This window comes from Cellulomonas fulva (genome assembly GCF_018531375.1).
GTDB lineage: Bacteria > Actinomycetota > Actinomycetes > Actinomycetales > Cellulomonadaceae > Cellulomonas > Cellulomonas fulva.
The window spans coordinates 1,300,325-1,314,677 of record NZ_JAHBOH010000001.1; the positions used below are offsets into that span (position 1 = coordinate 1,300,325).

Consider the following 14,353-nt stretch of genomic DNA (forward strand, 5'->3'; position numbering starts at 1 on the left):
CCGCCGACCGCCGGCGCGGTCAGGAGCCCGTGATGGCGCTGATGATCGCCTGCTGCGTCACCGTCGCGCTGCTCCGGTCGAACAGGCCGAACCCGAACCGGCCGTTGTAGCCGTTGTCCCAGTAGGCCGTGGCCGCGCCGTACTTCTTGGCCGTCGCGACGAGCGTGCGCGCGTAGTCGGCGCGGTACCTGTTGTTCGTCGCGTCGAAGCTCGTCTTGTCGATCGAGCCGTACTCGCCGACGAACACCGGGTACCCCTTCGCGACGAAGGCGTCGTGCATCTTCTTCAGCTGCGCGTCCATGAAGTCCTGCTGGCCCCAGCTCGACCTCTTCGCCGGGTTGGTCGCCGCCGGACCCCACTGCGTGATGGTGCCGTCCTCGGTGCCGGTGAAGTCCCACGGGTCGTAGTAGTGCACCGAGATCATGATCCGGCGCTCGGAGGCGGGGATCGCCGACGAGCGGTACTGGTCGGTCGGGATGACGAACCCGTAGCTGCCGGCGGTGTAGTCGATGTTCGTGTTCCAGCCCGGTACCAGCAGCCAGCGGGAGGCGTTGTTGCCGCCGGTGCGCCGCACGGTGTCGACGAAGACCTGGTTGTACGCGTTGATGTTCGAGTAGCACGGCTGCGTGGGGGCGCCGTACTGACCGTCGAACTCCTCGTTCATCGACTCGAGGATCAAGCGGCCGCCGTAGCCCTGGAACGTCGAGGCGACCTGCTGCCAGACCTTCTGGTACTTCTCCTTGATCGTCGCCTGGGAGGACGCGTCGCAGATCAGCCAGGCGCCGCTGACGCTCTTGTACCCGTCGCCATGCATGTTGACCACGACGTAGAGCCCGCGGTCGTAGGCCATCTTCACGACCTGCTGGACCCGGGTGAGCCAGGCGGAGTCGATCGTGTAGCTGGGTGCGGGGCCGATCTTGTCGAGGTAGGAGACCGGGATGCGGATCGTCTCGAACCCGGCCGCCTTGACGCGGTCGAGCAGGGCGCCCGTGACCACCGGGTTGCCCCACGCCGTCTCGCTGGGGACCCCGTTGACGCTGGCCTCCAGCTGGTTGCCGAGGTTCCACCCCTGGCCCAGGTCGGCGACGAGCTGCGCGGCCGTCCCGGTGACGGGTCCGGTCGTCGGGGTCGGGGTCGGGGTCGGGGTCGGGCTCGGGGTCGGCGTGGTCGAGGGCGACGCGGTGGGCGACGGTGACGTCGTCGGCGAGCTCGTCGGGGTCGCCACGGCACCGGTGCACACCGTGCCGTTCAGCGTGAACCTGCTGGGCACGGGGTTGGTCCCGGCGAAGGTGCCGATGAAGCCGAACGACGCGGTCCCGTTGGTGGCGAGCGCTCCGTTGTACCCCGCGTCGCGGACCGTCACGGCCGTGCCGGACTGGCTCGCCGAGCCGTTCCACGCCTGGGTGACGGACTGCCCCGCCGCGAAGGAGAAGCCGAGCTCCCAGGAGGAGACCGCGCTGCCCAGGTTCGTCACCTGCACGCCGGCGGTGAACCCGCCCGGCCACTGGGAGCTCACCGCGTAGTCGACCCGGCACCCGGTCGCGGCGCTCGCCGCGTCGGCGACGGCGATCGAGCCGGTCACCGCGATCACGGCGGCCGTGGCCGCGGTCAGCGCCTTGCGAAGTCCGAGCACGGGGATCGTTCCCTCTCACTGGGGGCAGCGCCGCAGCATCCTGGGCGCCCGACGACCGGCGGCGGCGACGCGCACGTTGCGCCGGCGGGAGTGCCCGCTCAGCCCACCAGACGCGCGGCGCCGGAGCACCGCGCGAATCGATTCACCGCGTCTCGGCCCCGTCTCAGCTCGACGTCAGCCCGACCCGAGGCCACGCGTCTCCGGGACCTCGCCGGGGAGCGGGCTGGCGACCGTTCCCGGCGTGCGGCAGGCTCGGGACGACAGTCGGACGGACCACTCGAGAGGACCCCCTCATGCCGAAGCCGCCGCTCCCCGTCGAGGTGGTCGCCCTCCTCGCGAAGCCCAACCCCGCGGTGATGGCGACCCTCCACCCGGACGGCCATCCTGTGACGGTGGCGACCTGGTACCTCCTCGAGGACGACGGGCGCGTGCTGCTCAACCTCGACGCCGGTCGCGCGCGGCTCGAGCACCTGCGCACGGACCCGCGCGTCTCCCTGACCGCGCTCGCCGAGGGCGACTGGTACACCCACGTCAGCGTCCAGGGCCGGGTGGTCGAGATCCACGACGACGTCGACCTCGTCGACATCGACCGCCTGTCCCGCCACTACGGGGGCCAGCCCTACGCGGTGCGGGACCGGGCCCGCGTGAGCGTGCACGTCGAGATCGACCACTGGCACGGCTGGGGAGCGGCCAAGCAGGACTGAGGGCTAGGGCGCGGCGCCGCTGAGGCGCAGGATCTCGTCGACCACGCGCTCGACCGGGACGGTGGCGTCGATCGGCACGCCGGTCGGGACGGTCTCCTTCGTCCGGTGCCACCGGGTGAGCAGCGCCCGGTCGGTCGGGATCCCGTCGCGCCACTCGTCGTCCGGTCGCGCATCCAGGCGCCGCAGCAGCGTCGTGAGGTCGACCTCGAGGACGAAGACCGTGTCGAACCCGTCGACGAACACGGGGAGGTTCCGCGAGCCGCCGCAGAAGAACGTGTCGTCGTGGCTCCGGTCCGCGAGCAGCGCGTGGACCTTCGCGACGTCCCAGACGTGGTCGTCGCGGCCGCTCGTCGCGAACGGCTCACCCGTGCGTGCGTCGCCCGCGTACGCGAGCTCGCGGTCGCCGTGGACCACGTGGAAGCCGCGACGGGTGAGCTCGTCGGCCACCGTCGTCTTGCCCGTGCCCGACAGGCCCTCGACGAGGTGGTTGCGGCGGCCCACCCGCAGGACGGTAGCGCGCGCGTGTCAGGCGCGCGCGACCACCGCCTCGAGCCACGACTGCCACGCCGGCTCCTCGCGCCGCACGTAGTCGGCCGCGTCGGCGGCGAACAGGGAGGTCCGCACGATCACGAGGGCGTCGTCCTCGCCGGGCCACACGCCGACGCTGAGCAGCCCGGGTACCGGCGCGCTGAGCCGCACGACCGCGTGCCGCTTGCCGACCCGCTCGACGGTCCCGGTCGCACCGTTGAGCTCGACAGCCGCGCCCTCGCCGGTCAGCCCGAGCTCGGTGCGCAGCGTCGTCCAGAGCTGCTGCTCGTCGCCCGGACGGGCGGCGTCGAGGTCCATGCGCGTGGCGGTCTGGCCGGGGAAGTGCTGGAGGTAGGCGCGCAGGGTGTCGAATGACGGGATCCAGCCGGGTCCCAGCGTGTCCCACCACTCCTGCTCCCAGTCGGCGCCGACGCCGAAGCCGCTGCTGGTGACCCGGACGACGCAGGTGCCGCCCGACGTCGCCTCGACGAGGAACTCGGACGTCAGCGGGCTCAGCTCGGCGGGGTCCTTGCCCATGAGGGCGGCCCAGTCCTCCTGGTACTCGAGGCGCCGGGGCGGGTCCCAACCGGTGACCTGGCCGTCCGATCCCATCTCCGGGCCCATCGCGAAGTGGAGCGAGCCGCCCTCGCGCTCGTCGAGCTCGGTGGGCAGGAACCACGCGCTCATGCCCGTGGCCGTGGCGATCGCCGCCCACACCTGCTCCGGTGTGCCGGGGACCTCGACGCTGAACTCCAGGCGGTACGGGACGTCGGTGCTCGTGCTCATGACTCCTCCTCGGGTACGGGGTGGGCGGCGACGACGAGCCGGTGGGGCCGCCCGTCGTCGTGGTGGTAGCGCGCGGCCAGGTCGAGCACCGCGGCCGTGAGGTCCTCGGCGAAGGCCGCGCGGTCGGCGGCCGACCGGAAGCCGATCGTCGTGTCGACCGTCAGCGTGGGCAGCCGACCGCCCGACGAGCCGGCCCGTCGCGCCAGGGTGCCGACCTCGCGGACCAGCCGCCCGGCGAGCGCGAGCAGGTACCCGGCCGAGAGGTGGTCGGGGTTCGTGGACGGGTCGGCGGCGGACGGGCTGACGGCTGCCGGTGAGACGACGTAGGCGTGGGCCGACGCCTGCAGCACGCGCTCGGTGATCCCGCCGTGGCGGCGCTCGTCGGCCAGCTCCACCAGTCCGTGCGCCTCGAGCGAGCGGAGGTGGTAGTTGACCTTCTGGCGTGCCATGCCGACGCGCGCGGCGAGGCCGGCGGCCGACGCGGGCGCCCGCAGCTCACCGAGCAGCCGGGCGCGGACGGGGTCCAGCGCGGCCGCCGCTGCGCCCGGGCTCTCGATGACCTCGACGTCCTGCACCCGTCCACCGTGCTCCTTGACAAACAATATTGTCAAGCGCTGCCGCGCGGAAGGGTCGGGGCACGCGGAACGGCGCGTCAGGCATGCTGGCGGCGTGGACCCGTACCTCGAGACCGCCCGTGTGGCACTCCGTCCGTTCGGTGCCGACGACGCGGACCTGCTGATCGAGCTCGACAGCGATCCCGCGGTCATGCGGTACCTGTCGGGCGGCGAGCCGACCGCCGCCCAGGACGTGCGCGAGCGCGTCCTGCCGAGCGTCCTCGCCGGGTACGACCGCTGGGCCGGGGCGTTCGGGCTGTTCGCCGGCTACGAGACGGCCGGCGGCGCGTTCGTCGGGTGGTTCTGCCTGCGGCCGGAGCGCGAGGGGCCGCTCGACGAGGTCGAGCTCGGCTACCGACTGCGCCGCTCGGCGTGGGGCAGGGGCTATGCGACCGAGGTCTCGTCGGCGCTGGTGGTGAAGGCCTTCACGGACCTCGGCGTGCGCACGGTCTGGGGCGCGACGATGGCGCTGAACCGCGCGTCGCAGCACGTGATGGAGAAGGTCGGGATGACGGTCACGCACCACCTGGAGACGCCCGAGGACATGCTGGGGGCCGAGGGTGCGGAGCTCGGCGGCTACCGGTACGCGATCACGCGGGAGCAGTGGGAGCGGTCGCGGACCTCCTAGCGCAGCGCGTCCTGCAGGCGGTGGGCCACGTGCTCCAGCGCGTCCGGGACGAGGGAGAAGTACGCCCACCGCCCGCGCTGCTCGCGGCTGAGCAGACCGGCGTCGACGAGCACCTTGAGATGGTGCGACACGGTGGGCTGGGAGAGCCCGACGGGCTCGGTGAGGTCGCACACGCAGGCCCCGTCGTCGCCGGCGGCCGCGACGATCGAGAGCAGCTGCACCCGGGTGGGGTCGCTGAGCGCCTTGAACACGCGGGCGAGCTCGCGCGCGGCGTCGGGCTCGGCCGCGGGCCGCGGGGGCGGGGTGCAGCACGTGCCGGTCGCCACCCCGGCGACGAGGGGCGAGGGCGTCGCGGTCATGCGCGACATCTTGCCACGCATCGACGATCATGGATATGTTGCCGCCACGCACCCATCGACGTACTTCGATACGAGGAGAGCCATGACCGAGGTCGCGCGGGAGAGCCTGCCGGTCGTCGTGATCGGAGCCGGGCCGGTCGGCCTGGCCGCCGCCGCGCACCTGCTGGAACGAGGCCTGGAGCCACTGGTGCTCGAGCGGGGCGAACGGGCCGGCGCGGCCGTGGCCTCGTGGGGCCACGTGCGCCTGTTCTCGCCCTGGCGCTACGACGTCGACGCCGCCGGGCGGCGGCTGCTCGAGCCGGCCGGCTGGACGGCGCCGGACCCGGACGCGCTGCCCACCGGAGCGGAGCTCGTCCGCGACTACCTGGCCCCGCTGGCGGCGACGCCGGCGATCGCCCGGCGGCTCCGCACCGGGACGACGGTGCTCGCGGTCGCACGGGACGGTGCCGACAAGACGCGCACCCTGGGCCGGGAACGCAGGGCGTACCGGGTGCGCACGGCGACCGCGGACGGGCGGGTCGAGGACGTGCTCGCCCGTGCGGTCATCGACGCGTCGGGCACGTGCTCCGCGTCGAACCCGCTCGGATCGAGCGGTCTGCCGGCGGTCGGCGAGCGCGCGGCCGCGCACCACGTGACCGGGCCGCTGCCCGACGTGCTGGGCGCCCAGCGTGCCCGGTTCGCCGGGCGGCGCACGCTCGTGGTCGGCATGGGGCACTCGGCGGCGAACACGCTGCTGAGCCTCGTCGAGCTGGCCGAGACCGCGCCGGGGACGACGATCACGTGGGCGATCCGCGGGGTCTCGCCGCGGCGGCTCTTCGGCGGGGGAGGGGACGACGAGCTCCCTGCCCGCGGGGTGCTCGGCACCCGGCTGAGGGACGCGGTGGATGCCGGCCGTCTGACGCTGCTGACGCGGGTCGCCATCGAGCAGCTGGTGCCGGCGGGCGACGGCGTCCGGGTCCTGGGCCGCACCCGCGAGGACGCCCTGGACCTCCACGTGGACGCGATCGTCAACGCGACCGGGTTCCGCCCGGACCTCGACATGCTGCGTGAGCTGCGCCTCGACCTGGACCCGGTGGTGGAGTCCCCCGCGCGCCTGGCGGAGCTGATCGACCCCAACTTCCACTCCTGCGGCACCGTCCCCCCGCACGGTGAGGCGCTGCTGTCCCATCCGGACGACGGCTTCTACCTGGTCGGGATGAAGTCCTACGGGCGCGCCCCCACGTTCCTCCTCGCCACGGGGTACGAGCAGGTCCGGTCGATCGCCGCCGCCCTGGCCGGTGACCGCGCGAGTGCGGACGCCCTCGAGCTCGAGCTGCCTGCGACCGGCGTGTGCTCGACCGACACCGACACCGACACCGACACCGACGCCGACGGCGGCGCGTGCTGCGGCAGCGCTGCCGAGCCGCAGCTGGTCGCCCTGGGCGTCGGTGCACCCGCGGGCGTCGGGTTCGCCACCGGCGTCGCGCACGGCCGTGCGGGCGACTCCCCGACGGACGGCGCGACGCCGTGACCGTGGAGCTGCGCGCCGCGACCACGGCGGACGTCGGAGGCATCGCCCGCATCTACGACCACTACGTGTCCACGTCGACCGCCACGTTCGAGCTCGACCCGCCGGGGGAGCGCGTGTGGGTGGACAAGGTCGACGTCGTGACAGCCGCCGGCTGGCCCTTCCACGTCGCGGTCCTGGAGGGCGAGGTCGCCGGCTTCGCCTACGTCGGTCCGTGGCGGCCGCGGGCTGCGTACGCGCACACCGTGGAGGACACCATCTACCTCGACCCGGCCGCGACCGGTCGCGGCATCGGCACCCGGCTGCTCGCGGCGGTCCTGGACGACGCCGCGGCGGCCGGCGCACGGGAGGTCATCGCGGTGGTCGCCGACGGGGACACCGCCGCGTCGCTCGCGCTGCACCGGCGGGCGGGCTTCAGCCCGGCCGGCCGGCTGGAGCGTGTGGGGCGCAAGTTCGACCGGTGGCTGGGCACGTCCCTGCTCCAGAAGTCGCTGCCCGGCGCGTGAGCGGACGCAGGCGCGGACGTCACGGCGTCCGGGCCCGCGTCGCGGGCGAGGTCAGGCGTGGACCGGCGGCACCCCGAGCTCGGTGAGCAGCGTGAGGACGCGCCCGCGGATCTCGTCGCGGATCGGGCGCACCGCGTCGATGCCCTGCCCGGCCGGGTCGTCGAGCTTCCAGTCCTCGTACCGCTTGCCGGGGTAGAACGGGCACGCGTCGCCGCAGCCCATCGTGACCACGACGTCGGAGGCCTGGACGGCCTCGGTGGTCAGGACCTTGGGCTTCTCCGCTCGGATGTCGACGCCCTCCTCGAGCATCGCCTCGACCGCGACGGGGTTGATCTGCTCGGCGGGCACCGAACCGGCCGAGCGGACCTCGACGCGCCCGCCGGACAGGTGCCGCAGCCACCCAGCGGCCATCTGGGACCGGCCGGCGTTGTGGACGCACACGAACAGCACGGTGGGCCTGGTGGCGGCGGGTTCGGTCATCGGGAGCTCTCCTCGGGTCGGTCGGTGGTGGACGGCAGCAGGTCGGTGAGCAGGGCGCGCACGCGGGCGTCGATGTCGTCGCGGATCGCGGCGGCGCCCTCGGGGGAGGCGAGGGCGGGGTCGCCGACGACCCAGTCCTCGTACCGCTTGCCCGGCAGCACCGGGCAGGTGTCCCCGCAGCCCATCGTGACGACGACGTCGGCCGCGCGGACTGCGTCGTCGGTCAGGGGCTTGGGGAAGGCCTCGTCGGCGTCGGCGCCGAGCTCGGCGAGCAGCGCTCGGACGGTCGCGTGCACGGCGCCGGCGGGCGCGGACCCGGCCGACCGTGCGACGACGGCGTCGCCGGCGTGGTGCCGTACCAGCGCGGCGGCGAGCTGGGACCGGCCGGCGTTGGCGACACAGACGAACAGGACCTGCGGGACGCGAGCGTCCGACTCCGTTGCTCGCATGACGTCGGCGAGCCGTTGGGCGGCGAACCGTTGCGCGGTCGGCACCAGGTGCGCGGTGACCCCGGCGCCGCGGGCGAGCGCCGCGTACGACTCGCGCACGGTGCTCAGCACCAGGTCCGGTGCCAGGTCCGGGAACCGGGCCGCGAGCTCGTCGGCCACCCGGGTCAGGGTGGCGTCGACGTCCTCGAGCCCGGTCAGCGGGTCCGCCCGGTGGTGCGTGACGTCCAGGGCGGCGGGGGCGAAGGAGTCCAGCAGCGCGGTGACCGCGCCGCGCACGTCGGGAGCGACGCGGTACCAGACCCAGGTGCCGCGCCGCTCGGAGGCCAGCACGCCGACGTCTTTGAGGACCTTGAGGTGGTGGGACACCGTCGGCTGGGAGACGTCGGCGACGGTCGCGATGTCGCAGACGCACGCCTCGCCGGTCGAGCTGGTGGTGATGAACGAGAGCATCCGCAGCCGCAGCGGGTCGGCCAGGGCCTTGAGCACGGCCGCGACCTCGACCGCCGCCCGCGCCCCTATGGCGCGGGCCTCGGGCGAGGGAGCGCAGTCGGGGCCGGAGTGTGCGTCGGCACGGCCGGCGGGTACCGACGGGCGCGGCGGAGCCCCGCTCTGTATCGACACGCGTCGATATTGACAGACGCCAGCCCCAGGCGGGCCCCGTCACGGTGAACGTGAGGTGAACAGTGCCGCCGGCCGGGAGTCAGGTCGCGCTGCGAACGGCGTAGCGCACGTGGACCACGCCGTTGCGGAACCGTCGGTGGTCCAGGAGCTGCAGGTCCAGCCGCAGGTCGCGCGGGAGCGCCGGCTTGCCGCCGCCCACCGTCACGGGGCACAGGAGCAGCACGCACTCGTCGACGAGCCCGTGCCGGAACGCCTCGGCCGCCAGGGTCGCGCCGCCGATGCTCAGGTCCGTGGCGGACGCCTCCTTGAGCCGGCGCACCTCGTCGGGATCGAACCGCCGCTCGATCCGGGTGCGGGCCGTGGACGCCGCCGCGAGCGTGCTCGAGTAGACGACCTTCTCGGCGTCGCGCCAGATCCCCGCGTACTCGCGGACGACCTCCGGCTCGTCGGCAAGCCAGTCGTCGTCCTCCCAGACGCGCATCGTCTCGTACATCCGACGGCCGTACAGCGACGTGCCGACCTGGCGCTCGTGCTCGTTCCAGAACGCGTGCACCTCCTCGTCCGGCACCGACCAGTCGAAGGCGCCGGAGCTGTCCTCGAGGTAGCCGTCGAGCGACGTGTTGGCTGCGTAGACCAGCTTGCCCATGGGTGCCTCCGGCGGGACGGGCCCCCAGGGTCCCAGCGGGCGCCGGCGCCGACAAGGGCGTGGCGAGCCCCGGTGGACGACGGGCCCGCGACCGGGGAGCGTGGCCACGAGCGGGCGACGCTCGAGCCGGGCTGTCGATTCCGGGGCGGCTCGTCCGTCATCGTGGCGACGGGCTGCACAGGGCGGCCGCACAGGAGGAGTGACATGACCCGGTACGCGATCTACTTCCACCAGCAGTGGGTCGGCGACCACTCTGCCGAGTGGTTCCGGTCCCGCGTCGAGCCGAGCACCGCGGTGGTCCGCGACATGGAGGCGGCCGGCGTCCTCGTCTTCGCCGGTGGGCTCGAGGAGGACCTCGCCGACGCGTTCAGCGTCGACGCGACCAGCGGCACCGTGTCGATCACGGACGGTCCCTACACCGAGAGCACCGAGTACCTGGGCGGGATCACCGTGATCGACGTACCCGACCTGGAGACGGCCAAGATGTGGGCGGCCCGGGTCGCCGAGGGGTGCGGCTGGCCGCAGGAGGTCCGGGTCATCGTGTAGCCGTCACGGTGCGCTGGTCGCGGCGGGTCCAGAAGAGGACCGGGACCAGGAGGAGCGAGAGCGCGCCGCCGAGCAGCGAGAGCGTGGCGTAGCTGGTGGCGCCCATGACCATCCCGGACATCGCGCCGCCGCCCGCGCCGGCCAGGGCGATCAGCACGTCGATCGTGCCCTGCGTCCGCGGCCGGTTGGCGGGGACGGTGGCGTCGACGACGAGCGCGGTGCCGGCGATGAGGCCGAAGTTCCAGCCGAGGCCGAGGAGCGCGAGGGCCAGGATCAGCAGACCCATCGAGTCGGCCGGTGCGAGCGCGGCGACGACGCCCGCCAGCAGCAGGGTGCCCGCGGCGGCGACCGCCATCGGGATGCGCCCGAGCCGGTCGACGAGGCGTCCGGTGACCAGCGAGGGCAGGTACATGGCGCCGATGTGGATCCCGATGACCAGGCCGATCGCCGACAGCTCGTGGTGGTGGGCCCGCATGTGCACCGGGGTCATCGTCATGATCGCGACCATCGCGATCTGGGTGAGCACCATGACCGCCGCCCCGACCGCGGCGCCGCGCCCGGGGCGCGGGACAGGTGCGCTGCCGGCTGCGGCGGGCTGGAGCGCCCGGTCCAGCTCGCGGGCGACGAGGTAGGGGTCCGGCCGCAGCAGCGCGAACAGCACGAGGCCGGCCGCCAGGTAGGCGACGCCGGCCAGCAGGAACGGACCGGCCAGCGCCGGCAGGCCGAGCCCGGTGGCCAGGTGCCCGAGCGGTTCGACGAGGTTGGGGCCGGCGACGGCACCCAGGGTCGTCGAGACCATCGCGACCGAGACCGCGGTGGCGCGCCGGGCCGGGGGTGCGAGGTCCGTCCCCGCGTAGCGGGCCTGCAGGTTGGTCGCGGTGCCGGCGCCGTAGACGACCAGCGCCGCGAGCAGCAGCGGCACGCTGTCGAGGGCGGCCGCCGCGACGACGCCGAGCGCGCCCAGGCCACCGGCGCCGAAGCCGACGGCCAGGCCGAGCCGGCGACCGCGGCGCTGGGTCAGCCGTCCCACGCTGAACGCGGCCACCGCGGAGCCGAAGGTGACCAGGGCCGCGGGCATGCCCGCGAGGCTCTCCGAGCCCAGCATCTGCTCGGCGAGCAGCGCGCCCACGGTGACCCCGGCGGCCAGGCCCGCACCGCCGAGCACCTGGCTGGCGACGACGACGCCCAGGGTGCGGCGCTGCAGCGCCGCCCGCGCACGCTCGTCGTGAAAGGGGCTCGAGACCGGGAGGTCGAGCTCAGGCGACGCCATCGAGGCGCACCGCCTTGTCCGCCCGCCACTCCACGACGCCCTCGTCCATCGCGGTCGCGTCGATGCCGTGGCCGCGCATCAGGTGCGCCGCCTCGCGGGCCGACCGGCACAGCTCGCCCCGGCAGTAGACGACGACGGGCGCGTCGGTCGGCAGCTCGTGCAGCCGCGAGGGCAGGTCGTCCAGCGGGATCGAGAGGGCCCCGGGGAAGTGCCCGGCGGCGAACTCGTTCGCGGGGCGCACGTCGACCACCGTCATCGCCGAGGTCACCGCGGCCGGGCGGATCGTCGCGGCCGCCGAGCCGCCGTCCGCCGCGACGAGGTAGTCGGCCAGCGTGTCGCGGAGCTGACCCGAGCGTGCGAGCGCGACCCGCTTGGCGGCGACGTACAGCTCGGCGACGTCGTCCCCGGCGAGCCGGTAGTGGATCGTCGTGCGCTCGCGGCGGGTGCGGACCAGGCCGGCCTGCTTGAGCGTCTGCAGGTGCGCCGACGTCGTCGTCAGCGCCATCCCGGACAGCCGCGCCAGCTCCTCGACCGGGTGCTCACCCTGGGCCAGCAGCTCGACGAGCTCCAGCCGCCGCGGGCTCGCCAGCGCCTTGACCACGCCGGCGAGGGCGTCGAACACCTCGGCCTTGGCGGTATTCCCGAGATCCATGGAATAGAAGGTACCAGCCGGGTCGCGATCACTCGCGCGCGGGGGACCGGTAGACCGAGACGTGGGACCGCGAGTCCTCGGTGAGCGCGGCCCCCGACCAGTCGGCGTGCCGGCTCTCGAGCGCGAGGCCGGCCAGCTGCGCCATCAGGTCGAGCTCCGCGGGCCAGATGTAGCGGTGGGCGCTGCGGCCGAGGCGGGCGTCGCGGGTCTCGTCGAACCGGAAGTGGTGGGAGACGACGCGCTGGTGCAGCACGTCGTAGGTGTCGAGGCCGATGTACCCGGGCTCGAGAGCCCACACGGTCGCGCCGGTGCCCGGGGGGAGAGTGCGCAGCTCCGGGACCCAGAGCTCGATCACGAACCGGCCGCCGGGGACCAGGTGGCGCGCGGCGTTGCGGAAGCACTCGACCTGCTCCTCCTGCGTCAGCAGGTTGGAGATGGTGTTGTAGACGAGGTAGACGAGCGAGAACTCGCCCGGGGCGACCGCGGTCGTCATGTCGCCGAGGACGACCGGGATCGTCGCCTCGTCCACCTTGGTGCGCAGCTGCTCGACCATCGGGCGGGACAGCTCGATGCCGACGACCGGCACGCCGCGCTCGGCGAGCGGGACCGCGACCCTGCCGGTGCCGATGGCGAGCTCGAGCGCCCGACCGCCGTCCGCCAGCTCGGCGAGCCGGTCGACGGTCGGCCCCAGCACCTCTGGTGCGAACATCCCGACGCCCGGGGTGTCGTAGTGCTGGGCGGTCTCGGCGTCCCACATCTGGTCCTCGGCCATGGCGCCGACGATCGCAGCGCGCACCCGGGCCGTCCACGTGATTCAGGCCCGCCGACCCGCACCGGACGCATCGCACGGCGCGACGACCGGCGGCGGCGCACGAACGAGCAGGCAGGCGGCCTGCCCGCGCGCGGGGCGTCGTCGTCGCCTAGCGTGGCCGGACCAGGACGTCGACCGGTGAGGGAGCACGGCTCATGAGCGGTCCGCGGCACCACGACGTGCTGGTCGTCGGCGGCGGCAACGCCGGCATCTCCCTCGCGGCCAAGCTGCGGCGCGACGGGTGCCGCAACGTGGCGGTCGTCGAGCCGCGCACCACGCACCACTACCGACCGCTGCTGTCCTACGTGGCGTCGGGCATGGCGACGCTCGACGACCTGCGCCGTCCGGAGGGCGACGTCGTCCCGGACGGCGTGCGGTGGTACATCGACGAGGTCGCGGCCGTCGATCCCCAGGCGTCGCACGTGCGCCTCGCGAGCGGCGAGGTGCTGCACTGCACGGACCTCGCGGTGTGCCCGGGTTCGCAGGTCGACTGGGACGCGGTGCCGGGCGCCCAGGCGGCCATGGCGACGCCGGCCGCCGCGACGAGCTACCTTCCTGAGCTGGCCACGAAGACGTGGACGCTGCTGTCCTCGCTCACGAGCGGGACCGCGGTGTTCGCCGTCTCCGACCGGCACGTGCCGTGCAGCCCGGTCGCGCTCAAGCCGCTGCTCACGGCCGCCGACCACTGGCGACGGACCGGACTGCTCGACGCGATCGACGTCCACCTGGTCCACGAGGGCGCGGCTCTCGTCGGAGAGGCGCGCGCCGACCGCGAGCTGCGGGCCGCCGCGGAGCGCTTCGGCGTGCGCGTCCGGATGCGGACCGCGGTCGAGAGCGTGGACCCCGAGGCGCAGACGCTGCGCCTGTCCGGCCCGGACGGGTCCGACGAGCTGCGGTACGACGCCTTCTACCTCGCCCCGCCGCACCGGGCGCCGGCGTGGATCGCCGAGTCCGGGCTGGCCACGGCCGCGAGCGACGGCTTCGTCGCGGTGGACCCGCACACGCTGCAGCACACCGAGCACCCCGCGATCTGGGGGCTGGGCGACGCCGCCGACGTCCAGACCCCGCCGTCGGGGGGCGCTCTGCGCAAGCAGGTGCCCGTCGTGGCCCACAACATCGCCGCCCGCCGCACGGGCGCGCCGATGAACCGGTACCAGGGGTACACGGTGGCCCCGGTGACGACCGACCGGCGACGGCTGCTGCTCGGCGAGTTCGACCGTGACGGCACGCCCGAGCCGACCTTCCGGTTCCCCGACCTGGTGCGCCCGCGGCGCACGCTGCTCGCGTTCGACCGGTACCTCGAGCCGCCGATCTACTGGCACCGCCTGCTCAAGGGCAAGGTGTCCTGACCGCACCGGGGCGGCCGGACCGCAGCCGCGCTGAGGGCATCGCGGTGTGGGCGGTCGGCGGCGTACGCCTCGTGTACGTACACCCGGGAGCTCACGTCCTCTCGACGAGCGCCACGCCGGGCGGCGCCATGCCGTGCGTCGCGCCCGACGGTCTGCATCGTCCAGGCTCGCGGGCCGGGAATGTTCGGGGATGCGCGCGAGTTGAGCCAGGCAGACTCAAGTTTGCTCGGTCGGACTTGCAGGGTCGCGGGACCCGGGTGCAAG

17 protein-coding genes are annotated in these 14,353 nt (G+C 74.1%); 6 read left to right on the top strand and 11 right to left on the bottom strand.

Features of this window, described 5'->3' with window-relative positions; genetic code table 11:
* Positions 1–19 precede the first annotated feature (19 nt).
* The gene (locus KIN34_RS05790) at positions 20–1,633 is read right to left on the bottom strand and encodes a cellulase family glycosylhydrolase (RefSeq protein ID WP_214347955.1); all 1,614 of its coding nucleotides are present in this window, start codon (positions 1,631–1,633) and stop codon (positions 20–22) included.
* 293 nt (positions 1,634–1,926) lie between these two features.
* Between KIN34_RS05790 and KIN34_RS05795 the strand changes: the two genes are divergently transcribed.
* On the top strand, positions 1,927–2,337 hold the full coding sequence (locus KIN34_RS05795) for a TIGR03618 family F420-dependent PPOX class oxidoreductase (protein WP_214347957.1): 411 nt from the start codon (positions 1,927–1,929) through the stop codon (positions 2,335–2,337).
* Between the two features lie 3 nt (positions 2,338–2,340).
* Here the strand turns inward: KIN34_RS05795 and KIN34_RS05800 are convergent, their stop codons facing one another.
* Genes KIN34_RS05800 through KIN34_RS05810 form a run of 3 tightly spaced genes read right to left on the bottom strand, consistent with a single transcriptional unit; the run spans position 2,341 to position 4,226 of the window.
* The gene (locus tag KIN34_RS05800) at positions 2,341–2,838 is read right to left on the bottom strand and encodes an AAA family ATPase (protein ID WP_214347959.1); all 498 of its coding nucleotides are present in this window, start codon (positions 2,836–2,838) and stop codon (positions 2,341–2,343) included.
* Between the two features lie 24 nt (positions 2,839–2,862).
* A complete protein-coding gene (locus tag KIN34_RS05805) occupies positions 2,863–3,651 on the bottom strand; it encodes an SRPBCC family protein (protein ID WP_214347961.1) in 789 nt (262 codons plus the stop codon).
* Positions 3,648–4,226: a winged helix-turn-helix domain-containing protein gene (locus KIN34_RS05810; RefSeq protein WP_214347963.1), complete on the bottom strand. Its 579-nt coding sequence runs from the start codon at positions 4,224–4,226 to the stop codon at positions 3,648–3,650. Before KIN34_RS05810 ends, KIN34_RS05805 begins: the two co-directional genes overlap by 4 nt.
* 94 nt (positions 4,227–4,320) lie before the next feature.
* Between KIN34_RS05810 and KIN34_RS05815 the strand changes: the two genes are divergently transcribed.
* Positions 4,321–4,893 carry a GNAT family N-acetyltransferase gene (locus KIN34_RS05815; protein WP_214347965.1) on the top strand — a complete coding sequence of 191 codons (573 nt, stop codon included), beginning with the start codon at positions 4,321–4,323 and terminating at the stop codon, positions 4,891–4,893.
* On the opposite strand, the gene KIN34_RS05820 is transcribed toward KIN34_RS05815, so the two are convergent.
* Positions 4,890–5,273, bottom strand: coding sequence for an ArsR/SmtB family transcription factor (locus tag KIN34_RS05820; protein ID WP_214347967.1), 384 nt, complete (start codon positions 5,271–5,273; stop codon positions 4,890–4,892). The two genes, KIN34_RS05815 and KIN34_RS05820, sit on opposite strands and share 4 nt — an antisense overlap.
* A gap of 61 nt (positions 5,274–5,334) precedes the next feature.
* Between KIN34_RS05820 and KIN34_RS05825 the strand changes: the two genes are divergently transcribed.
* Together KIN34_RS05825 and KIN34_RS05830 are read left to right on the top strand one after the other, a co-directional pair.
* Positions 5,335–6,762, top strand: coding sequence for an FAD-dependent oxidoreductase (locus tag KIN34_RS05825; protein ID WP_214347970.1), 1,428 nt, complete (start codon positions 5,335–5,337; stop codon positions 6,760–6,762).
* Positions 6,759–7,265, top strand: coding sequence for a GNAT family N-acetyltransferase (locus tag KIN34_RS05830; RefSeq protein WP_214347973.1), 507 nt, complete (start codon positions 6,759–6,761; stop codon positions 7,263–7,265). The genes KIN34_RS05825 and KIN34_RS05830 overlap by 4 nt, the downstream gene beginning before the upstream one ends.
* Before the next feature lie 51 nt (positions 7,266–7,316).
* Here the strand turns inward: KIN34_RS05830 and KIN34_RS05835 are convergent, their stop codons facing one another.
* From KIN34_RS05835 to KIN34_RS05845, 3 genes are all read right to left on the bottom strand, one after another.
* Complete coding sequence (locus KIN34_RS05835) at positions 7,317–7,745, bottom strand: arsenate reductase ArsC (RefSeq protein ID WP_214347976.1); 429 nt, start codon at positions 7,743–7,745, stop codon at positions 7,317–7,319.
* Positions 7,742–8,713, bottom strand: coding sequence for a metalloregulator ArsR/SmtB family transcription factor (locus KIN34_RS05840; RefSeq protein WP_307858254.1), 972 nt, complete (start codon positions 8,711–8,713; stop codon positions 7,742–7,744). The genes KIN34_RS05835 and KIN34_RS05840 overlap by 4 nt, the downstream gene beginning before the upstream one ends.
* 181 nt (positions 8,714–8,894) lie before the next feature.
* Positions 8,895–9,461, bottom strand: a complete 567-nt coding sequence (locus KIN34_RS05845; protein WP_214347979.1) for a dihydrofolate reductase family protein — start codon at positions 9,459–9,461, stop codon at positions 8,895–8,897.
* Positions 9,462–9,665: 204 nt separating this feature from the next.
* On the opposite strand from KIN34_RS05845, the gene KIN34_RS05850 reads away from it, so the two are divergent.
* Positions 9,666–10,007, top strand: a complete 342-nt coding sequence (locus KIN34_RS05850) for a YciI family protein (protein WP_214347982.1) — start codon at positions 9,666–9,668, stop codon at positions 10,005–10,007.
* Here KIN34_RS05850 and KIN34_RS05855 read toward each other — a convergent pair.
* From KIN34_RS05855 to KIN34_RS05865, 3 genes are read right to left on the bottom strand one after another with little or no spacing between them, the layout of a single operon-like run.
* The gene (locus KIN34_RS05855; RefSeq protein WP_214347985.1) at positions 9,997–11,277 is read right to left on the bottom strand and encodes an MFS transporter; all 1,281 of its coding nucleotides are present in this window, start codon (positions 11,275–11,277) and stop codon (positions 9,997–9,999) included. The two genes, KIN34_RS05850 and KIN34_RS05855, sit on opposite strands and share 11 nt — an antisense overlap.
* Entirely contained in the window at positions 11,264–11,929 is a 666-nt protein-coding gene (locus KIN34_RS05860; protein ID WP_214347988.1) for a metalloregulator ArsR/SmtB family transcription factor, read from the bottom strand. The genes KIN34_RS05855 and KIN34_RS05860 overlap by 14 nt, the downstream gene beginning before the upstream one ends.
* Before the next feature lie 28 nt (positions 11,930–11,957).
* Entirely contained in the window at positions 11,958–12,701 is a 744-nt protein-coding gene (locus KIN34_RS05865) for a class I SAM-dependent methyltransferase (protein ID WP_214347991.1), read from the bottom strand.
* Between the two features lie 194 nt (positions 12,702–12,895).
* Here KIN34_RS05865 and KIN34_RS05870 point away from each other — a divergent pair, with 194 nt between their 5' ends.
* A complete protein-coding gene (locus KIN34_RS05870) occupies positions 12,896–14,089 on the top strand; it encodes an NAD(P)/FAD-dependent oxidoreductase (protein WP_214347996.1) in 1,194 nt (397 codons plus the stop codon).
* Positions 14,090–14,353: the final 264 nt, after the last annotated feature.